The 25094-nt window shown below is 56.6% G+C and carries 23 protein-coding genes, 2 tRNA genes and 1 pseudogene; all 26 read right to left on the bottom strand.

Features of this window, described 5'->3' with window-relative positions:
• Positions 1-22 precede the first annotated feature (22 nt).
• Positions 23-1408 (bottom strand): ribosome biogenesis GTPase Der, encoded by a 1386-nt coding sequence (gene der / locus RDU76_08930; GenBank protein MDQ7799046.1) that lies wholly within the window; start codon positions 1406-1408, stop codon positions 23-25.
• A complete protein-coding gene (locus tag RDU76_08925) occupies positions 1401-2045 on the bottom strand; it encodes a small multi-drug export protein (GenBank protein ID MDQ7799045.1) in 645 nt (214 codons plus the stop codon). The genes der and RDU76_08925 overlap by 8 nt, the downstream gene beginning before the upstream one ends.
• A gap of 6 nt (positions 2046-2051) precedes the next feature.
• Entirely contained in the window at positions 2052-2816 is a 765-nt protein-coding gene (locus tag RDU76_08920; protein MDQ7799044.1) for an ElyC/SanA/YdcF family protein, read from the bottom strand.
• A gap of 7 nt (positions 2817-2823) precedes the next feature.
• Positions 2824-3705 carry a phosphatase PAP2 family protein gene (locus RDU76_08915; GenBank protein ID MDQ7799043.1) on the bottom strand — a complete coding sequence of 294 codons (882 nt, stop codon included), beginning with the start codon at positions 3703-3705 and terminating at the stop codon, positions 2824-2826.
• 9 nt (positions 3706-3714) lie between these two features.
• Complete coding sequence (locus tag RDU76_08910) at positions 3715-4932, bottom strand: DUF512 domain-containing protein (GenBank protein MDQ7799042.1); 1218 nt, start codon at positions 4930-4932, stop codon at positions 3715-3717.
• 120 nt (positions 4933-5052) lie between these two features.
• Positions 5053-6396 (bottom strand): DUF6340 family protein, encoded by a 1344-nt coding sequence (locus tag RDU76_08905; protein ID MDQ7799041.1) that lies wholly within the window; start codon positions 6394-6396, stop codon positions 5053-5055.
• Positions 6397-6421: 25 nt separating this feature from the next.
• Positions 6422-7207 carry a FecR family protein gene (locus RDU76_08900; GenBank protein MDQ7799040.1) on the bottom strand — a complete coding sequence of 262 codons (786 nt, stop codon included), beginning with the start codon at positions 7205-7207 and terminating at the stop codon, positions 6422-6424.
• A gap of 41 nt (positions 7208-7248) precedes the next feature.
• The gene (locus RDU76_08895; protein MDQ7799039.1) at positions 7249-8178 is read right to left on the bottom strand and encodes a CsgG/HfaB family protein; all 930 of its coding nucleotides are present in this window, start codon (positions 8176-8178) and stop codon (positions 7249-7251) included.
• Positions 8179-8191: 13 nt separating this feature from the next.
• Positions 8192-9352 carry a flagellar assembly protein T N-terminal domain-containing protein gene (locus RDU76_08890; protein ID MDQ7799038.1) on the bottom strand — a complete coding sequence of 387 codons (1161 nt, stop codon included), beginning with the start codon at positions 9350-9352 and terminating at the stop codon, positions 8192-8194.
• 103 nt (positions 9353-9455) lie between these two features.
• Positions 9456-10289 (bottom strand): LPP20 family lipoprotein, encoded by an 834-nt coding sequence (locus tag RDU76_08885; protein ID MDQ7799037.1) that lies wholly within the window; start codon positions 10287-10289, stop codon positions 9456-9458.
• A 44-nt stretch (positions 10290-10333) separates the two neighbouring features.
• Positions 10334-11611: a hypothetical protein gene (locus tag RDU76_08880; protein ID MDQ7799036.1), complete on the bottom strand. Its 1278-nt coding sequence runs from the start codon at positions 11609-11611 to the stop codon at positions 10334-10336.
• 180 nt (positions 11612-11791) lie between these two features.
• Positions 11792-13129, bottom strand: coding sequence for a CsgG/HfaB family protein (locus RDU76_08875; protein ID MDQ7799035.1), 1338 nt, complete (start codon positions 13127-13129; stop codon positions 11792-11794).
• A gap of 111 nt (positions 13130-13240) precedes the next feature.
• Positions 13241-14593 (bottom strand): amidophosphoribosyltransferase, encoded by a 1353-nt coding sequence (gene purF / locus RDU76_08870; GenBank protein MDQ7799034.1) that lies wholly within the window; start codon positions 14591-14593, stop codon positions 13241-13243.
• Positions 14594-14765: 172 nt separating this feature from the next.
• Positions 14766-16013, bottom strand: a complete 1248-nt coding sequence (locus tag RDU76_08865; GenBank protein ID MDQ7799033.1) for a DUF1015 family protein — start codon at positions 16011-16013, stop codon at positions 14766-14768.
• A 188-nt stretch (positions 16014-16201) separates the two neighbouring features.
• Positions 16202-17128 carry a 3-phosphoglycerate dehydrogenase gene (locus RDU76_08860; protein MDQ7799032.1) on the bottom strand — a complete coding sequence of 309 codons (927 nt, stop codon included), beginning with the start codon at positions 17126-17128 and terminating at the stop codon, positions 16202-16204.
• 22 nt (positions 17129-17150) lie between these two features.
• Positions 17151-18239: a 3-phosphoserine/phosphohydroxythreonine transaminase gene (gene serC, locus RDU76_08855; GenBank protein MDQ7799031.1), complete on the bottom strand. Its 1089-nt coding sequence runs from the start codon at positions 18237-18239 to the stop codon at positions 17151-17153.
• A 136-nt stretch (positions 18240-18375) separates the two neighbouring features.
• Positions 18376-18452, bottom strand: a tRNA-Ala gene (locus tag RDU76_08850).
• Positions 18453-18509: 57 nt separating this feature from the next.
• A tRNA-Ala gene (locus RDU76_08845) sits at positions 18510-18584 on the bottom strand.
• An 82-nt stretch (positions 18585-18666) separates the two neighbouring features.
• Entirely contained in the window at positions 18667-19779 is a 1113-nt protein-coding gene (locus RDU76_08840; GenBank protein ID MDQ7799030.1) for a pyridoxal phosphate-dependent aminotransferase, read from the bottom strand.
• A 49-nt stretch (positions 19780-19828) separates the two neighbouring features.
• Positions 19829-20995, bottom strand: coding sequence for a pyridoxal phosphate-dependent aminotransferase (locus RDU76_08835; GenBank protein MDQ7799029.1), 1167 nt, complete (start codon positions 20993-20995; stop codon positions 19829-19831).
• Between the two features lie 104 nt (positions 20996-21099).
• Positions 21100-21372 carry a TMEM165/GDT1 family protein gene (locus RDU76_08830; protein ID MDQ7799028.1) on the bottom strand — a complete coding sequence of 91 codons (273 nt, stop codon included), beginning with the start codon at positions 21370-21372 and terminating at the stop codon, positions 21100-21102.
• A gap of 51 nt (positions 21373-21423) precedes the next feature.
• Positions 21424-21673: pseudogene (locus tag RDU76_08825) on the bottom strand (GxxExxY protein).
• Positions 21674-21828: 155 nt separating this feature from the next.
• A complete protein-coding gene (locus RDU76_08820; GenBank protein ID MDQ7799027.1) occupies positions 21829-22695 on the bottom strand; it encodes a hypothetical protein in 867 nt (288 codons plus the stop codon).
• Positions 22692-23459 carry an ABC transporter permease gene (locus tag RDU76_08815; protein ID MDQ7799026.1) on the bottom strand — a complete coding sequence of 256 codons (768 nt, stop codon included), beginning with the start codon at positions 23457-23459 and terminating at the stop codon, positions 22692-22694. The genes RDU76_08820 and RDU76_08815 overlap by 4 nt, the downstream gene beginning before the upstream one ends.
• Positions 23452-24381: an ABC transporter ATP-binding protein gene (locus tag RDU76_08810; GenBank protein MDQ7799025.1), complete on the bottom strand. Its 930-nt coding sequence runs from the start codon at positions 24379-24381 to the stop codon at positions 23452-23454. Before RDU76_08810 ends, RDU76_08815 begins: the two co-directional genes overlap by 8 nt.
• Positions 24382-24390: 9 nt before the next feature.
• Positions 24391-25094 (bottom strand): tetratricopeptide repeat protein (locus RDU76_08805; protein MDQ7799024.1); only part of this gene is annotated, 704 nt, incomplete at its 5' end.

Genomic DNA, 25094 nt, shown 5'->3' with positions numbered 1-25094 from the left:
ATCTTGCGGTTGTGATATTAGGTCAGTCTTCCCCCTTGGAGGAATGGTATCTCGGCCGGCCGCCGTAATCCACATAGTTTCGTTCGCTCCAGTCGGCCGGCGGCTTGGAACGCTTGAACATCAGCCGGATGGGCGTCCCTTTTAATCCCAGGCCCTCATGAAGCTGCTTGTGGAGGTACTTCTGGTAATTGGGCGCCACCAGCTCCGGCTCGGAGGCCTTGATCAGGAAGCGGGGCGGAGCCACGTCGGTCTGGGTTATGGAGTACAGGTCTATCCGCTTGCCTTTGATGCTGGGCGGCCGGTTCTTCTCCACCGCCTGGTCGAAGGCCCGGGCCAGGGCCTCCGGTTCGACATTTTTCCGCCACAGATAGCAGACCGAGATCACGGTCTGCAGCAGCTGAGGCATCCCCTGCTCCTCGGTGGCCGAGGTGAAGATGAACTCGGCAAAATTCAAAAAAGGCATCTGCTCCTTGAGCCAACCCAGATAGTTGGCCTTGTTGGGGTCCTTCTGGAGGTCCCATTTGTTTATCACCACCATCACCGCCTTGTTGGAGTGTTCCAGCATCGAAGCCAGGGTCAGGTCCAGATGGGACAGCCCTTCGGAACTGTCCAGCACCAGCACCCCCACGTCGGCCCGTTCCAGGCTTTTTTCGGTCCGGAGGGTGGTGTAGAATTCCAGGGAATCCTTGACCCTGCTTTTCCTTCGCAATCCGGCGGTGTCGATCAGCATGTATTTCTGGTTGCGCCACTCGAAGATCGTGTCCACCGAATCCCGGGTGGTTCCGGGCACCGAGTCCACGATCACCCGCTCCTCCCCGGTGATGGCGTTGATCAGGGAGGATTTGCCCACGTTGGGTTTTCCCAGCACCGCCACCTTGATGGTGGACGGGTCCAGGGGAGCGACCCTGTCTCTGGGCAGCATCTCCACCACCTTGTCCAGCATGTCGCCGATGGCCCGGCCCGGTCCGGCCGCTATCAGCAGCGGCTCCCCCAGGCCCAGCTTCATGAATTCATAGGAGTCGCCCTCGTGCTTCTGGTCGTCGACCTTGTTGACCAGCAGCAGATACGGCTTGCCGAATTGGCGGATCAGCTTGGCCACATGGTAATCGATATCGGTGATCCCGGTCTGGCGGTCCACCACCATCAGCAGCACATCGGCCTCCTCCAGGGCTATCTCCACCTGGTGTTTGATGGACTTCTCCATCCGGTCCTCGGTGTTGGGCACCAGTCCGCCGGTGTCGACCAGGTAGAACTCCCGGCCGTTCCAGTCCGCCAGGGCGTAGTTGCGGTCCCGGGTGACGCCGGGCCGGTCGTCCACGATGGCCAGCTTGCGCTTGAGGATCCGGTTGAACAGGGTTGATTTGCCCACGTTGGGTCGGCCGATGATGGCCACAGTAGGGTTAGACATGATCCCTCTTTCTAAAAGATCCCCAGGCGGCCGAAACGGCCAAGGCCGAGAGGACCGTGCCGGCAATGATTGCGCCCCAGATGCCCATCAGCACCAGGGCAGTTACGATGGCTGCGGCTATCAACACCCCCAGGCTTATGAAAAGCAGCGCTGGCCAGAATTTTATCCCGAACAGAAAGGCCATGATCGCGCCGGTCCAGGCCCCGGTCATCGGAAGGGGAACCGCCACGAACAGCATCAGCCCCACCATTTCGTATTTTTTGATCAGATCGCTCCGGCTTCTGGTGCGGGAGAACAACCATTCAAAGAACCCGTCGAACAGGGGAACTTTTCTCAGCCAGCCGGACACCGGCCCCAAAAAAAGCAATATCGGGACCACCGGGATCAGGTTGCCGACCACCGAAAAAGCCACCGCCGGAGCGATCGGGATGCCCAGCAGCTGGTAGGCCACCGGAATGGCCCCCCTCAGCTCGAAGACCGGCAGCATGGCAATGATAATGGTCACCAGCCAGCCCGGCAGCCCCCAGGAACTGATCTGCCGGATCAAGGCTTCCTGGCCGGCCCAGCCGACGGAACATCCGGATACCAGGAGCGCGGTGGCAGCTAAAAAATGCCTGAACAGTCTGTTTGGTGTCATCAGATGTCAGATCCTTCCCGTTATCCGGCCATATAGGGTCCCCATATATTCATGCCAGCCGGCCTCGGCTTTGCGGAAGCCGCCGTAGCCGGGAAACAATCGGCTGGGGTTGAACTGCAGTTCTTTTTTATACAGGAAGTCGGTGGGCGCCGCAATACAGGCCATCCCGGTCTTTTTGAACAGCGCCATGGACCGCGGCATATGGACCGCCGAGGTCACCAGAAATATGCTGTCGGCCCCCACCAGGCTTTTGATCAGCCGGGCCTGCTCCTCGGTGTCGCGGGATAATATCTCGGTCATCATCTCCTCCCGCGGCAGGCCAAGATCCAGGGCCAGCTGGGCCATCCCCTGGCCCTCCGGGACCGGGTTGAAGACCGGCCCGCCGGAGAACAGCAGTTTGGCGCCCTTCAGAAGGCGGTGGATCCTGATGCCCTCAATAGTCCGCACCGCCGAGCCGTTGCTCAGTTGGGAGGTGACTGGCAGCCGGGGATCGCTGTTCATCCCACCGCCCAGCACCACCACCCATTTGACGTCGGCGTGGGTTTCGATGCCGACCGGCGCGGGATATCTGTTCTCCAGGTCGCTCAACATCATGTCGCCGATAATGCCGTACCCCAGCAGCAGCAGGGATAAGAAAGATACCGCGGCAGCGATCCAACCAGCCCTCTTCTTTTTCAGCGGCCAGATAAGAAGGATACCTGCCGCCAGAATGACCATCACCACCGGCAACGGCATTATGATGCCGCTGATTATTTTTTTTAATATGAACATCCGGCCTTCATTTGAAATTCCCGTTCAGGCTCTTCCGCCAGTGCCGGTTCCAGAGGATCGCCAGGAGGCAGGAGATCCCCCCGTAGGCGAATCCGGCCAGCAGGTCGGCCACATAATGGTATCCTCCGTAAACGGTGGATAATAAAAGCAACAGGGTTATGATGATGAACCACGGAGCCCAGGCCCGGGCGTAGCGCCACATGAAAACGCAGATGGCCACCGAGGCCGCGGCATGGCCCGACGGGAAAGCCCCTCCCCGGTGGGCCGCCCTGTCAATAAATGATCCGACCGTGTCGGTAAGCCAGCCCCCGTTCAGCGGAAGGTCATGATAATATATGAAACGGGGGCTGTGGGCCGGCAGCAGAATGAACAGGATATAGGTGCCGTACAATGCGGTAAGGATGATCATCTGCAGGTTCTCGAACTGCCACCGGCCCTTTTTCAGATAGAGGATCAGACAGCTGAAGAATATCAGCCCGAAGAACAGGCAATAGGAAGCCTGCATCAGGTCGCTGAACCAGGGGCCTCCCAGACTCCGGAGGAACAGGGTCGGGTCGCCCCCCAGCAGGGCCAGATCGGCCTGGTGCAGCAGGCCGTCGATGGTCCAGGGAAACAGGGCGTGGACGAAATACTTGGTCCCGCTGTAAACCCAGGGCAATGACAGTATGGGGTACCATTCCGAGACAAAATTCAACCCGGGCCGGTCAAAACGATGGTTGACCGCCCGGAGCAATATCATGGCGGCGGTGGAGAAAAAATACTTCCAGAAAGCGGTCTGCCAATCGCCGATGTTCTCCCTGAATATCAGCGTCAACAGGGTCATCAGCAGGTGAAAACCCACTATCAGCCAATCCACCGGCCGGAATATTTTATATCCCAACTTAATCATGAATTAAGTTCAGATTGCCTTGATCAATGCCTCCAGGCCGACCACCACCTTGACCGGTTTGAGACTTCTCCCGAATTCCCCCAGGCTCAGATCATCGATGAATTTTCCCTGGCGATTCAACAGGTTCTCCGGCAGGACCATCAGGTCGCAGTCCCTGACTTCAGCTTTCAGGGCGGAAAGAATATCCCTGCCGGACAGTAGCCCGCTGACAGTGACCGAGTCCCCGAACAGCCGGTTTTTCACCAATAGAACCGAACAGTCCAGGCCGCTGATACCGTTGAGCCGGACTGTCACCGGCTTCAACACCCTGGCTCCGGAGATGCCGGATATTAAAAGAACCTTTTTCCTCCGCTTAAGCCTCTTCGGGAGATCGGGTGACAGGGAGCGAAAGCTATTCCAAAAATCTCTGACCATCCCCACCCCGTTGTCCAGCTGAGGATAATCATCATACCAAAACGAAGCCGGAAAGTCAAGTCCGGCATTAAGATAGAACTCGTCAGCAAAGTAAAGGATTGTTCTTTTGAACCTATGCCTTAACTGCTGCTGCAATCTCTTATATTCCTCAATAAGTTGCCGGGAGTATTCCTTGGTTATAGCACGGAGTGGATAGAGCTTTTGCCGGTGTTTGGTCAGCCCCACCGGAACCACCGCAATGCTTTTTAGGCCGGGGTACAGCTTCAATAGATCGGACAGGGTTTTTTTCAAATGCCGCCCGTCGTTGATGCCCGGGCACAGCACGATCTGGGTATGCATTTCGATCCCCCCGGCGATCAGGTCATTGATGACCTTTAAAAGATCGTGCTCTCGCCGGCTTCCCAGCATCTTCCGCCTTAACTTGACATCGGTGGCATGGACCGAAATGTAAAGGGGGCTCAGACGCTGCTGCTTGATCCGGTCCAGGTCGGAACGGCTGATATTGCTCAGGGTGATGTAATTTCCGTGGAGGAATGACAGGCGGAAATCCTCATCCTTGAAATATAATGCCGGCCGCATCCCCTGTGGCATCTGATCCACAAAACAAAAGATGCATTTGTTCCCGCAGGAATGAAATTTCGGCTCCTCCAGAACGACACCCAGGGGATGGTCATAGCCCTTTTCGATCAGCCAGCGGTTCATTTTGCCGGCCCTGTCTTTATAGACCACCTCCAGCAGTTCGTCGCTCTGGTGAAAACGGAGATCGATGTTGTCGCTTATCTTCTGGCCGTTGATGGAAAGCAGATCAAACATCGGCCGAAGGCCTGCTTTATGCCCCAAGCTTTTATTTCGTACAGATGCAATTTTCATAAAACATAATAATGGGGAGATTTTCATCTCCCCGTATGATTGATTATTGATTAAAGTTTCGGTTTACTTATCAATTTTAATGATCTTAACTTTATCTTTCAGTGCTAACTTATTACCAGTTTGTTGCTTAGATATCAGGCAGAGAGCCGAGTTTAACATCACCTTGGTCACCGATAATTCGGCCTTGTCCACCTGCTCCACATCCAGGATCTCCCCGGTATCCGGATTGCGGATCTCCCTCTGACCGAAGACCAGCAGCCGGTCGCCCGCCTTAAGGCCGGATTTTGACCCGATATCGACATAGATCTCCCCGGTGCTCTCGATCCGCACGATCTTGCCGTCACCGGCTGAAACGGAACTAGGGCCGTTGGCGTTGTTCACCGCCACCTGCTGGTTCTCCGATGGCAGGGCCCCGCGGAAGGCATTCCTCAGTTGGGCGGTGTCCTCGATATACAGCCGGTTGCCGGGTTCGATGACCTGGGCCTTGTTGTAAGCTAGTTCGGCCTTCTCCACCTCGCCCATGGCCTCATAGGCCACCCCCAGGTTGTGCCACAAGGCCGGGTCCTTCTGGTTCACGGCCGACAGCTTTTCCCAGATCTCAGCCGCCCGTCTCCATTCGCCCTGTTTGGCGTAGGCGGCGCCCATCTGGTTGGGATCGGCCTTGGATTTGAGCAGCCTTTTGGCCACCACGATGTAATGGGGCGAGATATCCTTGACAAAAGCCTCGGTGACCGAGTTCAGCAGCCCGCTTAATATCTGCTCATCCCCCGGGATGTTGTCCTTGTAGCTGCGCTGGGAGCTGGAGCTCTGGGTCTTGCTTACCGCCACCTTGCCGGAGGCGATGTCCACCATCCGGTAGTTGATGGAGACCGTTCCGCTCTTGCTGGTGCGCTCCTCGGGAACCAGCACCGTCTTCATGATCTCCTCTTTTACCTTGTACTTCTTCTTGGTGAAGGGATTGGTCTTCTCCACCTCCTCATAGCGCCCGGTGCCGGTCTTCCGCTCCACCATCTCGGTGCGGCGGTTGGTCTCCACATTGTAGGAGATGATCTCGCCGGTGATGATGGCGTCCACCCCCAGGATGGCGCCCAGCTCCTTGATGGTGCCGGGGTCCACCGCTCCGGTCATGTTGAAGGCATGCTCCTTCATCACCGACTGGATCTTGCCCCGCTCCATGATCTGGTAGAAGCCCTGGGTGTTGAGCTGGGATACCAGCACGTTGCCCACCGCCGGGCCCAGGCTGCGGTGGGTGGGGTCGTCGAAGTCCACCACCGCCAGCCGGGTGACCGGGGGAATCTGCAGGTTGGCCCTCTCCAGCCTTTTGAGCCTGACCGTGGAAGGCCCGCAGGAAAACAGGATCAGCGCCGCCAAAGCGGACGGCAGAAATAATTTAAGCCGGTTCATCATAACATCCAGAAAGAGTTGATAATGGTTAATCCCGGTTTATCCCCAGCTTCTCGTCCCGCTCCTGGTTCCATTTCACCCAGTCGTCCTGGCTGTCGATGATGGGATTGAAGTTGACGATGTCGTAGGTCCCGTCGGGGTGGATGGTGATCTCCATCTGGGCCTTGACGATCTGCACCCACTGCTCCATGGTCACCTCGCTGGGACCGGCGATCTGGGTCGGCCCCTCGATCTCGCCCTGCTTCCCGCCGGCCTTGGCCTTCTTCTGCTCCATGAACTTGACTATGGGCTTGTTGTCCACCGCCACCTCGCCGCTGTAGACCGCGATCTTGGTGGTCTGATCGTCGGAGACGGCCATCCGGTAGACCGTGCCGCGGACCGCCGCCACCGCGGTGGGCGATTCCAGCTGGAACTTGGTCTTCTTGCTCATCTTGTTGACGTTGGCCCACACCTTGCCGCTCCAGACCTTGGCGGTGGCCGTCTGGGCCCCGCTCTTCTCCTTTTTGGCGTCAATGATATCCAGCTTGGAGTTGCCGTCTATCCGGATGATGCTGCCGTCGGCGAAGCCGATCTCGGCCCGGGAATCCTCCTGGGTCTTCACCTTCTGGCCGGAGAGCAGCGACTGGTTGAACAGGGCCTTGCTCCAGACGTCTTTCATTGGTTTCTGGACCTCCACCTGGCCGGTATAGAAGGTGATCTTGGCGATGGACGAGGTCTTGGCTATCAGCTGACCCGACACCATGCCCATCACCACCAGGGCGGTGACCAGAAAAAGCCAGATAACGCCGTTGGAACTGCTTTTAATATGTTTCATAATACCCTCCTAAAAATAGAGCCTTGATTATGTCGGGGAAATTATTTCTCCCTGACCATGTCGCCCGTTTTGAACCCGGAGCCGGAAATGACTTTGGCCGTGGCATACTTGTCCTTGGCCTCCACCACCTCTATGGTGCCGACCTGCTTCTCCTCGCTGCCCAGGGAAAGTCCGGTATCGGGGTCGATGATCTCCTCGCCCTGCGAGAAGACGTTGAAAATGTCCCCGGCCTTGACCCCGCCCTCCGCCCCGGGCTTCAGCATCACGGTCTTGTCGGCGTTGAGCTTGAGGATCTTGCCGCTCCAGGGCAGCTTGTTCATGGCCGAAGTTATCATGTCCACCACCTTGTTGACCACCTTGCGGGTGGCCTTGCCGGACAGGGTCTGGTCAAAGCGGGAATCGTTGGAAAAGGCGAAATCATCGGTGCCCACGTCCAGCCCCTTCTTGCTCTCCTCCTCGGCAAAGCCGTCGGCCGCCACGATCTCGCCGGTGGTGGTGTTGACCAGCCGGATATCCATCCCCACCCGGGCGGTCTTGGTCTCCACCCCCACTTTATTCAGGCCGAACATCCCCTTGGAGACCTTGCTCCCCACCGACCCGCCCACCGAGGATTCCTTCTGGCCGAACTCGTTGACGCTGCCCAGCACTATCAGCTCCACCCCCAGAAGCTTGCCGACCTGGGCCGCGCTCTGGGGGGTGACCGCGCCGCTCAGTCCCAGTTTCTGCTCCTTCATCACCTGCTCCAGCTGCTGGCGCTCGATGACCATGAAACTGCCGGATTTCACCAGAGCGGTGGTCAGCATGTCGGCCATTCCGGAGCCTATGTGCCAGCCGCCGTGGCCGGTCTTATCCTCGAAATCCACCACCGCCACCCTTTTTTTGAGCCCGCCGGATTTCTCCGCCAGGGCCGGGCCGGATGCCAGGGCGCAGGCCACGGCTATTAGGGTGAAGATCGCTGTGATTCTTTTCATGCACTATTCTCCTTTATTGTTTTCGGGCCACCAGTTTCAGGTTGATCTTGTTGGCGGTGCGGCTGATTATCCTGACCCTGAAATTGGGGAAGGTCTTGTACAGCAGTTCCGAGGTCAGCTGGCCGCTGTTGAACTTGGTGTCCACCTCTATCAATCCGGTGCTGCCGGCCACCTCCCGCTCGGATACCCCCTTGACGCCCCGGATCTCGTACTTCAGGATGTTGACCAGGTCGGTGTACATCTGGTAATCGGCGATCCCGGTGACGTTGAGGGTGACGGTATTGGAGCCCCGGGTGAATTTCTTGACGATCTCGTCGGCCAGGTAATCGGCCACCTTGTTGGCGGCCATCTCGATGGCCTTGGTGCCGCCGGCCACCTCGTCGATATGGATGGTCTTGTCGCTCTGGCTCTTGGAGACCAGCACCCGGCCGTCGTCGGTGTTGATGGCCTTGACCGAGACGGTGGCCTGCATGGATTTCATGCCGCCCAGCATGTCGCTGACCCCGGAGGCCTCCTTGGCGAACGATTTGCCGGTGATGATCACCTCGGCCCCGGCCCGGTCCCCGATGAAGGCCGCCGCGGCAGCGTCACCCTGCATGGCCGCCAGGGCCTTGTCCTTGCGCATGTTACGCTCGTTGGTCTCCTGGTCCACGAACTCAAAGCCCTTGTTGCGCATATTCTCCATGATGGCGTTCTCGGCCACGTTCAGGCTGACATCCAGCCCGCTGTACTGTTGCTGGCCGATGTTCTGCTCGGTGATCAGGACCATCAGCCGGGGATTGCCGGCCCCCCTCAGGATGTCGCCGATGTCCTCCTTGATGGCCCCGGCCCGGACCTGGGCCTTGACCTTGACGTTATAGCTCAGCCCGTTGTCGGCCTCGCCCTCGCTGAGCACCGAGTAGGCCTTGACATAGCCCTTGGCCTTGGAGTAGATGTTGTCCTCCACCACCATGGCGTTCTCCACCACCGTGCTGGAGCTGATCACCGCGCCGGTCACCTGCTCCACCGCGTTGCGCAGGGCGTCCTGGATGGCCACATCCCGGGCCATGGCCTTGTCGTTATTCAAAACTGACGCCGTGCCGTCGGTGGTGATCTCCCTCAGTTCATCCTGGGCATATGACAGGGAGAAGACCATGACAACAGCGGCCAGGAACAATAGTAGCTTCCTCATCATGCGCTAAAACCTCCCAATGGATTTATGTCTGGCATAAATTACGGGGAGAAGCAGGTATGGTCGCCTTTTGCCTTCTCCCCATAATCATTTGGTTATCCGGAAATTATTTGACTACGATGATCACCTTGCAGTTGTCATAGATATCGGTGTTGTCGGCGATCAGGGCCGCCTTCTCCACGTCGCCGTCGGAGATCACCAGGTCGGCCTTGTTGAGGCCCGAGGAGCGGACGGCCATGATGACCAGCGGGTTGGTGCCCACCTTCTCAACATTGCGGCGGGCCTCCTCCACGCTCTTGGCGTAGATGGCCACGCCGTTCTTGACGGCCGCCTCGCGGGGGACGAAATCCTGGCCGTAGATGCCCTCGCCGGACTCATCCAGCACGTTGGGGACCATGGCCGGAACGGCGTCGGTCCCGGTGGCGTCGATGATCAGCCCGGTGTACTTCTCCGGTTCCTGGGAGTTGAAATCGGACGGCAGGCTGGCAAAGGTGGGGGTCTTGCCGCCCATGGTCTCGGGATACAGGGCGTCGCCCACCTTCTGGTTGAGCAGCATCTCCATGTCGATCTCCACCGATCCGTCGGACATGTAGCGGGGCTTGGAGGTGAAGCGGAAGTTCCGGACGATGCCCTCCACCCGGGTCTTGATGATGTCCGAGCTCATCATGGCGTTCTCCACCGTGGTCTCGGAGGTCAGCAGCACGCCGTTGAGGGTCTCCATCATGTTGCGCATGGCGTCCAGCTGGGCGGCCCGCAGGGCGTTCTTGCGCTGGGCCGAGGGCGGCAGTTTGGGGTTGATGGCCCCGATGCCGGTCGATTTGACGGCCTGGGTGGTCCAGTCCACCATTCCGGCGCCCTGCACCTGCTGTTCCACCTGGGCCAGGGCCAGCCCGGCCAGGGCTATAAGAGCTACTGCGATTATGGTTGTCTTTTTGAACATTTCTGTCTCCTTTTAAAATTTCTTAAGCCGTCGTGTAGAAATTCTTAGAAGTGAATGATGGCCGAGGCCATGATGTTGTGGGATACCTCCGAATCTTTCCAAGTCCAACTGGTGTTATCAATACCCCAATTATTTTCCTTATAGTAAATATCTCCCGTGGACATTTCATAGGCAAAATCTAACATCAATTTCCCCATCACTAAACCGAAGCCAGCAGTATATACTTTGCCGTTTAATGTGGTTGTATCTGACGAAACCAGATTAAATGAAGCGTCCCAATCATTAACAACCGATGGCGTGGTCTTTGGATCAGTCCTAAAACCAAGCCTGATCGGAAATACCGCATTGGTCCCGGACATGATATATTCCAACCCGACTCTGAACTGGTTGCAATCTTGCCAATCCATTGTATCGGTGCCGGTCATGCCCATGTATTCCCATTCGCCGTTTGTATTGGAATATTTTCTGGTTTCAAAATCGGCAGCTAAGGTCAGTTTATCAGTTGGTTTGAGCGCAACGCCAAAGCCCATCATCAATGGGAAATTATACTCGTAAACAGGGCCATCCCCACTGGAACCAGTAAATCCAGTTACGCTTTCTTCCCATTCACTTTCTTCTTTTAAATTAAACGGAAATCTGAAAGAAGCGCCCAAATTAAATTTATTGAAAGTGGCTAAAATACCCGTGTTGAAATTAAAACCAGAATAACTATAGTTTTGTGTCCAGTTATAGTCATAAGAATCATCAGAGGACGTTGTTTCTTCAGTATACTCGCCACCCCTTACGATTATGTTACCAGCGGCTCCTATCATGATTTGTGGGGTAATTTGAATAGCGGCCGCTGGAGTTATTGCATCCACTCCACCAGTCATTTTATCAATTGATGTATAAGTAATACCAAGAACGGTAGTGTCTTTTGTATGGACATAGCCAAAATCAATCAGTCGCTGATAAGCAACAGCAAATACAACATTCTTTTCGGCAGCTTTAAAAGGCAATATAAGGCTACCAAATGCCGGAGCAAAGTGCTTTACAGATTCAGTTTCCTTATAGTTCCAAGTCGGATCGTCGGTAAAGGTGCCTTCATTTGTTATGCTTTTAATGTTAAATAATGCCACTGCAGAAGCCTCTGGCTTTTCCAACTGGGCAATACCTGCCGGGTTCCAACCCACTGCCGTGGCGTCGTCGGCCACGCCGATGAAGGCCCCGCCCATTCCCCGGGCCCGGGCCCCGGTGCCCATTATATTGAAATCAATGTTCTGGGCGTAGGCCAGCGAGCCAATAGCGGCTATGGTCAGTAGTATCAAACCTAACTTGCGCATTGTGAGTTCCTCCAGTAATTATTAAAATTTGGTTATTACTTATTCACAGATAGCATACTATACCTTTATAAAGAAAACCCCACCTCCCTTCATAAAATAAATTACAAACAGAGAAATATTTTTATAAAAAGACCTCCCCATGTCCCCTCCTTGATCAAGGAGGGGATTAAGGGGGGTGGTCTATTTGGCCACCACCTTGTTGCCCACGGTAAAGGTCTGGCCCGGTTCCTTCTCCACCACCTGGGCCTCGGACATCTTGGCCTGGACCTCGGTCAGCAGCAGCTCGCCCATCTTGGTGACCTGCTTGCCCAGGATCTCCCCGGTCACCGGGTGGGTGATGGCGTCGCCCTCCTTGTAGACCACCATCTTCATGCCCTTGCGCATCCCCTTGGCCGAGCCCACATCCAGCACGATGGTCGGCACGTCGGCCTTGATGACGTAGCCCTCCACCAGCGGCACGTCGTTGTACACCTGGATGGAGATGTCGGTGGCCATGTTCTTGACGTCCTGCAGGGAGTTCTTGGGGCTGTAGGCGTCCTTGGCGGTGATGATCACCCCGGATTCGGTGTCGATCAGCCGGGCATCCATGCCCACCCCGGTTGCGGTGGAGGAGATGGAGCCGATCAGGATGGCGTCCACCCCGATCATCTTGCCCACCTTGACCGCCCGATCGGGGTCTATGGCCCCGGTCATCCCGAGCTTCTGCTCGTTCATCACCTTGTCGATCTGGGACCGCTCGATGATCTTGAACCTTTTCAGGCTGTACAGCGAGGTGATCATCTTGTCCTGGACGGTGCTGGAGATGGTGGCGTCCCCCCCCTTGTTCTCGAAGGGCAGGACCGCTATGGAGAGCCGGGATCCCACCTGGGTGACCCGGGTGGGGTCGTAGGTCAGGGCCCCCACCGGCAGGGTGCCGGCATCGCTGGTGGTCTTCTCGGCCTCCAGCCTGGCCAGGCGCTCCCTTTCCGCGGCGATCCGCTTTTCTTCCATGGCCACCTTCTTGGAGGTGGCCTCATCGGCCTCCTTCTTCTGCCGTTCCAGGGCGGCAGCCTGCTCGGCCAGCCGTTTCTTCTCCCGCTCTATCTGCTCCCTCTCCCGGGCCAGGCGCTTTTCCTCATCCCGGTCGACGTAGGGGGTAAGCGAGGCGGCCGACGGGGCATCGCCCCTGGAGAGCTTGTCCAGATATTCCCGGGCCCGTTTGGAGGGGGCGAAGGCCATGGATAGCTCCAGGGATTTCTTGGCATTGGCCTCATCGCCCAGGTTATAATAACAGATGCCCATCTCCCGCTGGGGGAAATAGTCCATAAAATGCATCCCGTACATCCGGAACTGGGGTTTATCCTTGAATTCCAAAGAAGCGGCGCTGCGGAACTCGTCAATGGCACGGTCCCAGCTGCCCAGCTTCATGTATTTCTGGCCTTCCTCGTAGTAATTATACCACTTGCCGCCGGCATATATTGTAGCAGGCAGGATCAGGGCCACAATCAGTAAGAAAACAAGCTTCCTGAGATTGAGCATAGGTTTTACTCCTCCTTTTTGAAAATGTTCTCATAATTGGGGGCCAAAGTCAAGATTTTTTTATAATAAATTTATTTTTTAACCCCATGCTCCGGACTGAAATATAAAATACTATTTGCCGGGCGGCGGGTCGATGGGATAACGTCCGTCCAGGCAGGCATAGCAGTAGTTCCCCGGCTCCTTCAGGCATGATTTCAGGCCCTCCAGGGAAAGGTAACTGAGGGTATCCGCCCCCACGAACTCTTTTATCTGCCCCTCCGACTGGGATGAGGCTATCAATTCGTGCCTTCGGGGGGTATCCACCCCGTAAAAGCAGGGATGTTTTATGGGCGGCGAGGCTATCCGGAAGTGGATCTCCTCCGCCCCGGCCTCCCGGATGAACTTCATCAGTTTTTTGGAGGTGGTGCCCCGGACGATGGAATCGTCCACCACCCCCACCTTCTTGCCCCGGATCAGGCTCTTGACCGGGTTGAACTTGAGCTTGACGGCGAAATCCCGGATGGCCTGGGAGGAGCCGATGAAGGTCCGGCCGATGTAATGGCTGCGGATCAGGGCCAGCTTGAAGGGGATCCCGGCCTGGTCGGCATAGCCCAGGGCGGCATTATTGGAGGAGTCCGGCACCGGCATCACGAATTCCGACAGCACCCGGCTCTCCTGGGCCAGTTTCTGGCCGAACATGAACCGTTTCTGGGCCACGCTCTCCCCGTAGACCACGCTGTCGGGGCGGGAAAAATATATGTGCTCGAACACGCAGTGTTTGTAATGGGGCATCTTTTTAAGCCTCCGGCTCTCGGTGCCGCCGGGTTTGACGATGAACAGCTCTCCCGGCTCGATATCCCGCTGGTAGCTGCCCCCCATGGTCTCGATGGCGCAGCTCTCCGAGGCGAAGACCAGCCCGTCGCCCGATTTCCCCAGGGAAAGCGGCCGGATGCCCAGGGGGTCCCGGAATACGTACATATCACCCCGGAACAGCAAAATGGCCGAATAGCTGCCCTGGACATTGTCCATCATCATCTCTATGGCCCGGGCGACATCCCCGCTCTGTTCGTAATAGCAGGCGATCGAGGCCACTATCACCTCGGCATCGTTGGAACCGTAGGGGGTGAAGCCCTGGGCTTTGAGGTAGCGGGTCTGCTCCAGCATGTTGGTGACGTCGCCGTTGGAGACGATCACCATCCGGCCGTCCCTGGTGTCGGCATGATGGGGCTGGGCATTGACCAGGGAGCTGTCCCCGGCGGTGGGGTAGCGGGTGTGGCCGATGGCCACCCGGCCCGGCAGGGCGGCCAGCACCTCGGGCTTGAATATGTCGAACACCAGCCCCTTGTCCTTGTGTATCCTCACCTCCCGCCCGTCCCAGACCGCCATCCCGGCATTGTCCTGCCCCCGGTGCTGCAGGGCAAAAATTCCCAGGTACAGCATCTCGGAAGCCTTGTCGAAATTATAGACCCCGCAAACTCCGCACATTTTCAATATCCCTTAAGTATGTTGCCCACCAAACACACTAAACGACAATTTTGTGATTGGCGTTTAACAGGCAAGTTCAGATTTTAAAATTTATTATACCATAAATCGGGGATCATTTTAAGTGAAAAAACAAAGTCCCGATCTTAAAAAAGCCGGAACTTCATCTAGCATCTTATTTCTTGCCGTTGTACTGATGCACGAACAACCCGCTCCTCAGCTTGGGCTCGAACCAGGTGCTCTTGGGCGGCATCACCTGCCCGGAATCGGCCACGCTGATCAGCTGCTTGATGTTGACCGGGTGCAGGGAGAAGGCCACCGCATACTTGCCGGAATCCACCAGCTTGACCAGTTCTTTTGTCCCCCGGATCCCGCCCACGAAGCCGATCCGCTGGTCGGTGCGGGGGTTCTCTATCCCCAGCACAGGCTGCAGCAGGTTGTCCTGGAGGATCGAGGCGTCCAGCCTTTTCACCGGATCCTGGTCATCATAGCTGCCGTCCCTGGCGGTCAGCAGATGCCACTTGCCGTCCAGGTACATGGAAAATTTCAAATTGGCTCCCGGTACATCCGGGGCGTTCTCGCTTACGGCGAACTTCTGGCCGAGCTTCTTCAGAAACTCGTCACTGGAATTGCCGTTGAGGTCCTTGACCACCCGGTTGTAGGCCATGATGTTCATCTGGTTGTCGGGAAAGATCACGGTCAGAAAGAAATTGTACTCCTCCTTCCCATTATGCTGGGGGTTCTGGGCCTTGCGCTCCTTCCACAGACGCCAGGCGGCGGCGCTGCGATGGTGGCCGTCGGCCACGTACATGTATTTCAGTTTTGAGAATTCAGCCTTCAGCGCCGAGATGATTTGGTCGTCGTTGCAGACCCACAAAGTGTGCTTGACACCGTCGTCGCTGGTGAAATCATATTCCGGGGTCTGCTTGATCCAGTCGTTGATCATTGAGTCTATGGCCGGCACCGCCGGATAGGTGAAGAACACCGGCTCGGTGTTGGCGTCTATGGTGCTGATGTGCCGGGTGCGGTCGTCCTCCTTGTCGGGTCTTGTGTGCTCGTGCTTCTTGATGACATCCCGGTCATAGTCCTCGGCCGAGGCCACCGCCACCAGGCCGATCTGCTGGTGGCCGCCCATGATCTGCTTGTAGATGTAGAAGCAGGGCTTTTGCTCCTGGAACATCCAGCCGTTGGCCTTGAATTTCTCGAAGTTTATCTTCCCCTGGTCGTATACCTGGCCGGCATGTTCGTCGGTCTTGGGGTCCAGATCTATCTCCGGGCGGCTGATGTGCAGGTAGCTCTTGTCGTTGCCTTTGGCCAGCTCCCGGGCCTCCTCGCTGTTGACCACGTCATAGGGCGGCGCGGCGATGTCCTTGGCAAACTCCTTTTTGGGGCGGACTGCCTTGAATGGTAGAACGATGGCCATGTTGCTCCTGATGTTTATATTTAAAACTATTGTTTGATCAAATGAACATTAATTCTATTACATTTCCGTTTAAATTTCAATCAAATTAAATAGCCCGGGGACGGTCCTAACCCCTACCCTTTCCCCATAGGAGAAGGGATTAAAAATCCCCCTCCTTGCGGGAGGGGGATAAAGGGGGCGGTCAAAAGTTATTTGTTCACCTGGAAGGTCCTATCGCCCTGCTCCAAAAACTTGACGATCTGGTTGGCCGCCGCCAGCCCGGCGTTGATGTTGGCCTCCGAGGTCTCGGCCCCCATCTTCTTCTTGGTGGCGTGGTAGCGGTTGCCCAGCTTCTCGGCGATCTCGGCGTGGCAGTCCGGGGCGATGTCGGTGGCGTACTTCAGGTCCTCCCGCTCGGCCATCACTTTCTTGAGGCCCTCCTCGTCGATCACCTCCTTGCGGGCGGTGTTGATCAGGGCCGCGCCCTTCTTCATCTTGGACAGCAGGTCGTAATTGATGGACTTTTTGGTCTGGTCGTTGGCCGGTATGTGCAGGGAGACGTAGTCGCACTGGGAATAGAGGTCTTCCATCTTTTCAAACACCTTGACCCCCTCGGCCTCCATCTTGGATTTTTCGACGAAGGGATCGAAGGCGCAGATCTCCATCCCAAAGCCCTTGGCGATGCCGGCCACCAGCCGGCCCACGTTGCCGTAGGCATGGATGCCCAGCTTCTTGCCCCTCAGCTCCGAGCCGTTGCCCTCGGTGAACTTGTTGCGGGCCAGAAAGACCATCAACCCCAGGGCCAGTTCGGCCACCGCGTTGGAGTTCTGCCCCGGGGTGTTCATGGCGCAGATCCCCTTGGCGCTGGCCGCCGCCAGATCGATGTTGTCGTAGCCCGCCCCGGCCCGGACGATGACCTTCAGGTTCTGGCCGGCCTCGATCACCGCGGCGTCGGCCTTGTCCGAGCGGATGATCATGGCGTCGGCGTCGGCCACCGCCTTCAGCAGGTCGGCCTTGTCGGTGTATTTTTCCAGCTTGATCAGCTCGTAGCCGGCCTGGGTGAAGATCTTGGAGATACCTTCCACCGCCACCTTGGCGAAGGGCTTTTCGGTGGCCAATAAAACTTTTTTAGACATGATATATCCCTTTTAATTGGTATTACGAATTGGCCTGTTCGAACTTCTTGATGAACTCCACCAGCTTCTGCACCCCCTCCAGCGGCATGGCGTTGTAGATGCTGGCCCGCATCCCGCCGGTCTTGCGGTGGCCGCTGAGGGTGGTCAGTCCCTCCTTGGCGGCCTCGGCCAGGAACTTCTTGTCCAATTCCTCGGACGGGGTCCGGAAGGGAATGTTCATGATGGATCGGTCCTCCTTTTTCTGGACATGGCACTTGAAAAGCTTGGAATTGTCTAACACCTCATACAGCAGGGCGGCCTTCTGATTGTTGATCTTCTCCATGGCCGCCACACCGCCCAGGGCCAGCACATGCTCGCACACCAGCTTGACCATGTAGACCGCAAAGCAGGGCGGGGTGTTGTACATCGAGGCGCCGTCCACGTGGGTTTTGTACTTGAGCATGGTGGGGGTCTCGGGCTTGGAGAAGTCGATCATGTCATCCCGGATGATGACCACGGTCACCCCGGCCGGACCCATGTTCTTCTGGGCCCCGGCATAGACCAGGGCGAACTGGCTGATGTCCACCACCTTTGACAGGATGTCCGAGGACATGTCCACCACCAGCGGGACGCTCTTGGTGTCGGGGTATTTCTTCCAGGAGGTTCCGAAGATGGTGTTGTTGGTGGTCATGTGGAAATAGTCGGCGTCGGGGCGGAACTCCTTGGGATCGAGTTCCGGCAGGTGGTTGAACACCTCCGGCTCGGAGCTGGCCACCACCTTGATGTCGCCGTAGCGCTTGGCCTCGGCGATGGCCTTGCTGGCCCATTCCCCGGTGTTGACATAGTCGGCCTTGTTGGATTTCTTCAGCAGGTTCAGGGGGATCATGGCGAACTGGGTGGAGGCCCCGCCCTGCAGGAACAGCACCTTGTAATTGGCCGGGATGTTCATCAGGTCGCGGATGGCCTTCTCGGCGCCGTCGATTATGGACTGGTAGACCTTGGAGCGGTGGCTCATTTCCATCACCGACATCCCGGAACCCTGGTAGTCCAGCATCTCTTCCGCGGCTTTCTTCAATACCGCCTCTGGCAGCATTCCCGGCCCGGCCGAAAAATTGTAGACCCGTTTCGCCATTGTATTCTCCTTAAGCTTTAATAAATTTACGATCCTAGGCGGACAAATTTTCAATTGTCCGTTTTGGATCCATTACTTTAGTTCACCAAAACTGGTGCCCGCCTGCGGCGGACTAATGCCCGGCAAGATGTAATAATGGTGGAGCTGAAGGGATTCGAACCCTCTACCTACGCGATGCGAACGCGCCGCTCTACCAAACTGAGCTACAGCCCCACTTATCTTCAATATGATATTTGTTCAATCCACCCCAAAAGGCAGCCCCAAGCATTATGGAGCTGACCCCGATTCATCGGGGCTACCTACGCGATGCGAACGCGCCGCTCTACCAAACTGAGCTACAGCCCCACAATACTAAATCTTAATTTCTAAACCCTAAACCCTAACAACTTAGTATGATAACAAAATTTCACTACGATTTCAACCCCATTCAGCGTTTAGTTATATCCCTGACCGCCCCGGCAAAGGCGGCAATGCTTTTCCTGAACGCCTCCGGCTGGCTGCCGAAGCCGATCCTGATCCTGCCGGCGTCGCCGAAGAATTTTCCCGGCACCACATAGACCTGGTATCTCCTGGCCAGCAGGTCCGCCAGTTTGCCGGCATCCCTGAAACCGGCCACCTGGGGGAACCAGATGCAGCTCTGTTCCGGGATGTCTCCCGAGATCAGTCCTTCTTTTATCAGCGGCCCGGCCGCCCCGGCCAGCTCCCTCCGGTTGCGGGCCGCGATATCCATTGACCGGGACAGGTAGGCGTCGAGCTTTTCAAACACCACCGCCGACATGGCCTCCAGGTAGCGCGAGCCGTTGCCGTCCGACAGCACGAAGTACGGAGCGATATGATCGATGGTCCTTTTATCAGCCAGGATCCAGCCGCATTCCAGGTGGCTCAGGCCGTAGACCTTGGACAGGCTGCCGGTGGAGATGTAGACCGGATCCACCGTACAGGCCGGCCGGTCCGGTACGAAGTCGCGGAAGACCTCGTCCATCAGGATCCGGGTCTTTTGGTTCCTGCGGCGCACCGCCCGGGCTATCTCCGCCAGTTCCTTTTTGCTTAGATACGCCCCGCTGGGGTTGTGCAGGTTGGTCAGGATCACCAGGCTGGTCTTCCGGTCGACCAGGCCGGCCAGCTCATCGGGATCGACCTCGTAGTGCGGAGGGCGGCGCTTGAGCCATTTGATCTTTGCGCCCGACAGCTGAGCGGTCTGCCACATCGGCTGGTAGGCCGGGGTCTCGCAGATCACGGTATCGCCGGGCTTGACCTGGGAGATTATGGAAAGATAGGTGGCGTTGGTACAGCCGTTGGTCAGCAGTATCTCCGTGGGCCTGATCCCGTAGCGCTTCGCAATTAGCTGCTTCAGCACCGGATGTCCCCAGTCGTTGTTGTAGGATTGAAGGCGGCGCAGCTCGGCCCAGTTTTCTTTGGCCTGTTTCTCCAGCATGTCCAGCGGTTCATAGACGTTGCTGGACAGCAGCTGAAAGCAGTCCCTGCGGTCCTGCAGGGCGATGTCAAGGGCCTTGAACCAGGAAAGGTAATTTGTGTTCACAGCTTTGAAATATTTATTGGTTTCTTTGCGATCTTCGCGTCTTAGCGGTTCAGGATAGTTTTGACAAAGCTTTTTCTATCCGATCGGCCGCCTCGGCCAGGTTCTCGATGGTGTTGGCGTAGGAAAAGCGGACGTAGCCCTCGCCCTCGGCCCCGAAGTTGGCCCCGGCCAGGGCGCAGATCCCGCAGTCATTCAGCAGAAAGTCGGTGAACTTGCGGGAGTCCATCCCGGTCTGCTTGACGTTGACGAAGATGTAGAAGGCCCCGGCCGGCTTGCGGCAGGAAAGTTTCGGCATCCGGTTGATCCGGTCGACGATAAAATCCCGGCGCTTCTTGAACTCGGTCATCATGGCGGTGACCTCGTCCTGCGGGCCTTTCAGGGCCTCGATGCAGGCGATCTGGCTGAAGGTGGCGGTGCAGGAGTTGATATTGGTCATCAGCTGGGCCATGTGCCCCACCAATTCCACCGGCATCAGGCCGTAGCCCACCCGCCAGCCGGTCATGGCGTAGGTCTTGGAGTAGCCGTTGAGGATGATGGTCAGGTCCTTCATCCCTTCAAACTGGGCGATGCTCTCGAACTTGCCCTCGTAGATCATCCGGTCGTAGATCTCGTCCGACAGCACCGGAATGTTGTGGCTGACCGCGATGTCCGCCACCGCCTTCAGGTCGTCCCTGGTCAGTATCCCGCCGGTGGGGTTGTGGGGCGAATTGATGATGATCAGCTTGGTCTTCTTGGTGATCTTGGATTTAAGCTCATTGACATCCAGCCGGAAGTCGTTGGCTTCCCGCAGCGGCAGAGGCACCGGCACCCCGCCGTTGAACTTGACCATGGACTGGTAGATGGGAAATCCGGGGTCCGGCACCAGGCACTCGTCGCCCTCCTCCAGCAGGGCGGTGATGGCGAAGGACATGATGGGCTTGGCGCCGGGGGTCACCACCACGTTCTCCGGCCCGTACTGGACGCCGATCTGCTTGCTGTAGTACTGGGCGATGGCCTGGCGGTGCTCGGGCAGGCCGGCCGAGGGCCCGTAGTGGGTCATGCCGGCGTCCAGGGCCTTCTTGGCGGCTTCCTTGATGTTCTTGGGGGTGTCAAAATCCGGTTCGCCGATCTCCAGGTGGATGATCTTCTTGCCCTCGGCCTCCAGCTTCTTGGCCTTGGCCATCATCTCGAAGGCGGTCTCGACCTTCAGTTTCTCCATCTTGGCTGCAAACTTCATATATCTCTCCGTTATTATTTTCCCCACTTTTTTTGCCCACGAAATACACGAAAACCAAAATAAATATATTTTCGTGTTATTTAGTGTACTTTAGTGGGTAAGGTTTATAATTTCCCCAGGATGGCCAGGATGCCCATCACGATGAACAGCCCCCCGGCGATGTAATGCAGGATGTTCTGCGGGATCACTTTGATGATGGCCTGCCCGAACAGCGCCCCGATCAGGGTCACGCAGATAAGTGCCAGGCTGCCGCCCAGGAAGACCGAGAGCCAGCTCTTGGACTCGGCGCTCATGGTGATGACCGCCAATTGGGTCTTGTCGCCCAGCTCGGCCAGGAACAGGGTCAGGAAAGCGGCGCCGAATATCTTCCAGTTCATAAGGTTCCTCTTTGTTTTTTATCCACAGATGTTCGCCGATTGGCACAGATTCTATTTAGTCAGGATAAGGCGCTTGTAATCTAGTCGGGGTTTGCCAAAATTTAGCAATAAAGACTTCTTGAGACCGGTAGCTTTTAGATAATCTATGACTTGGGCTTCTTCAATACCGCTCATATTTGATAACGCCTTTAATTCCAGGATTACACTGCCAAAACAAATAAAATCAGCCCGATTCGATTGCCAAAGCTTCCTGATAAACCGGCTCTAAAAACCCCTGCCCCAGTTCTTTGTGAACATTCATTGCGGCACCAATTATTGCATAGGTCTCTAAATCCCTTTTATCAGTACCCTGGATTTTAACTTTATCTGCGATCATCTGAGTATTCTGCGGATCGACTCTTTCCTGATCAACTTTCATTCCGGTAATGATATTACATTAACTTATACTTATCAACCTTATTTTTTCTTATCCCTGCCGCCAACCGCCATAACCGAATCCCTGGTTTTATTCAGAACAAATCTACCTCCCAGGGGATCCTTAGGAATATGCCTCAAATGACCGGATTCGACCATCTCCCCCAATCCCTTTGGCCAGTCTCCCTTTTCTTTTCGGTAAGCGCTGACAATGCTGTTCAATTTATCAATGATCAGCTGCCGGTCGATCTGGTCTATATACATTTTGGCTATTTCTTTTTCGGTCTGGTTCCGGCTCTTGTTGTAGATCTCCACCCACAGCTCCCGGGAGGCATAGATGTCGCCGCCTTTCTTGCGGGCGAAGGCGGCGAAACGCCCGGCCATCTCCGGGGCGCCGGCCAGGCGGGAGGAGATGGTGAACCACCGGCCGGCCTCCCGGTAATCGCTCAAAAAAATGTAATTGATGAACCCTTTGGTGAAGGGGATCGACCAGTCCTCCGGATTCAAGGATATCCCCTTATCCAATAACTTTAAAGCCCCGGCCGGATCGCGGGCATCGCTTACCAACAACAGCGCCCCGAAGTTGTAGGCCATTTTGAATTGCGGCGCCAGGTAGGTCAGCAGATCGAACATATGCCCCAGGTACTTGTATTCCCGGTCGCTCAGAGAATGCTGGCCGTAATACTGGATCATCTGCAGCCAGATCCCGTCGGCCGCCAGATTGGTGAAACCGAAGGCGGCGGCCCTGGTGAAGCGGGCCGAGGGAAAATACAACAGCTCCCCCTGCTGGCCATCGGCGGCCTTCATCCGGTCAAGGCTGTTCTGGCTGGTGAATACCAAAAGCCCCGATGCCAGCAGCAGCAGCCATAATATGGTCTTCGAAAGATATGTCCCGGTCCGGAACCTCATTTGAAATCCTTTTTTTCAAAGGCCATTACGGTTATCAACATGACGGAAAGTATGTAGGCCAGGCTGTAGCTTATCCCCCACCATATCTGGGGCCAGATTATCTGCTGGTCGTAGATGATCCGGTTCTTGACATCCAGGTTTCCCAGGTTGGGCAGCAGATAATATACCGCCTTCACGGCCAGGCTGACGGAGTGAATGCTCAGCCTCTGGGCCAGCTCCAAAATATCCCGGCTGAGGGTCCCGGCCAGGTAAAGGCAGAAGGTGAAAACCGCCCCCAGGATGGGCGAGGCCAGGCTGGAGAAGAACAAGGCCACGGCATTGATGATGGATATTTTGACAAAGATCAGAAAAATCGGGACCGTGTATACCGCCAGCCTGTCCTGCTTCATCACCAGCAGGCCGGCATAGAAAATGACCGCCATCAGGCCCACCATCACGGCGGACAGCATCTCCATCCCCAGATATTTGCCGGCCAGGAACTGGGAACGGGACAGGGGCTTTGATACCAGCACATAGATGGTGCGTTTCTCAACCTCCTTGTATACCAGGGTGGTCCCGACAATGATGGCCACCATCATCCCCATCACCTCGATGCCGGCCAGCCCCAGGTCCTTGAGGATCCGGCCCTGTTCTCCCAGGGCCAGCGGCGTCAAAAAAGCAAGGCCCAGCAATATCAGCAGGCCGTAAGCAAAAATGATATACAGGGTATTGGCCCGAAGGCCCTCGGTAAAAGTATTCCTGGCGATGGCGAATATCTTAGGCATCTTGGCTTACCTCCCGGGCAAAATATTCTTCCAGGCTTTCCTTGAGCGGATTCAGGGAGACCACCTGCCCCCCGGAAGCCAGAACATCTTTCACCGCAGTGTTTGCCGAAACCATATCCGGAAAGGTCAGAATATACTCGTCGCCGTTCCGGCTGGAGCCGGTTGCCAGTTTTTGGATCTTATTCAACCCTTCGGCGGACAGACCGCGGCAGATCAGTTCCACCGATTCCAACTTGGCATCCAGCAGCTCGTCCAGCCTTCCGACCTTGAGCACCTTCCCTTTGTTGATGATGGCCACCCGGTCGCAGATGGTCTCGGCATCGGGCAGGATGTGCGAGCTGAAGAACACCGTGGTCCCTTTTTCCCTCAGTCCGGCGATGATGTCCTTGAATTCCTTGCGGCCCATCGGGTCCAGGCCGGTCAGCGGCTCGTCCAGCACCACCAGCTTGGGGTCGTTGATCAGGGCCTGGGCCAGGCCGATCCGCTGCAGCATGCCCTTGGAGTATTTCCTCAGCTGGCGGTCGGCCGACTCCTCCATCCTGACCAGGGCCAGCAGATAGCCGATCTTTTCCTTGAGGCCGGCCTTCCTGCCTTCAAACAGATCGCCGCAGAAGGTCAGGAATTCCCGCCCGGTCAGGTAGTCGTAAAAATAAGGCGTCTCCGGAAGGTAGCCGACCTGCTGTTTGACCGCTGTATCCCGGGGGTCACTCCCCAGGATCCTTATCTGCCCGGAGGTGGGGCCGATGATCCCCATCAGCGATTTTATGGTGGTGGTCTTGCCGGCCCCGTTGGGACCCAGAAATCCGAAGATCTCCCCGGAATGGACCTCCAGGTCCAGACCCTGGAGTATCATCTGTCTCTTCGACCAGAAGTGCGGCTGGATCATCTTGGTGAGGTCCTTGATCTGTATCACTGCTTCCATATGCGTCCCTTATTTGCTTCCTGATAATGAATTATAAACCTTAAGGTCCTCCCCGGCCGAAACGGTGTCGCCCAGCTTAAGAAGCGCCTGGCTGCGGTAATAATAGGCCCGGGGATTGTATTTATTGACTGAAATATAGCGGTCCAGATCACTGAGGGCCGAAGGGTTCAGATCCTCCGACAGAAACAGGAGCCCCCGGTTGAGATAGCCGTTGATAAAAGTACTGTCCGCTGCCAGGCATTGGTTGTAATCTTTTAAAGCATTTGTCCGATCTCCCAGGCGATAATAGGCCAGACCGCGGTTGCACAAAGCGTTGGCATCGCTGGAATCTATCCTCAGGGCCTGGGTGTAGGCTTCTATTGCCGCGAGGTATTCTCCGGTGTCGTTATAGGTATTGCCCAGATTGATCACAGCCGATATATATTCCGGCTTAAGCTCAGCGGCCTTTTTGAAATCATTTCTGGCCAGAGCGTATTGCTTAGCGATGGCATAGATCAAACCCCGGTTATACCAGGCCTGGGCATAGGCGGGATCCAACTCGACCGCTCGCTGGTAGTCCCCCAAAGCCCGGTCATACCGGCCCAGCTTCATAAAGGCATTGCCCCGGTTGAGGTGCGGCCGGGCCTTGCCGGGGGATTTGGTGACGGTGTCGTGCCACAACAGCAGGTCGTCCCGCCAGACCTGGTTGCGGGCATAGGCCGAGGCCCCCAGGC

It is taken from the genome of Candidatus Edwardsbacteria bacterium (assembly GCA_031082425.1).
In the GTDB taxonomy this organism is placed as follows: Bacteria; Edwardsbacteria; AC1; order AC1; family EtOH8; genus UBA2226.
This window is presented reverse-complemented; position numbering and strand designations above follow the sequence as displayed.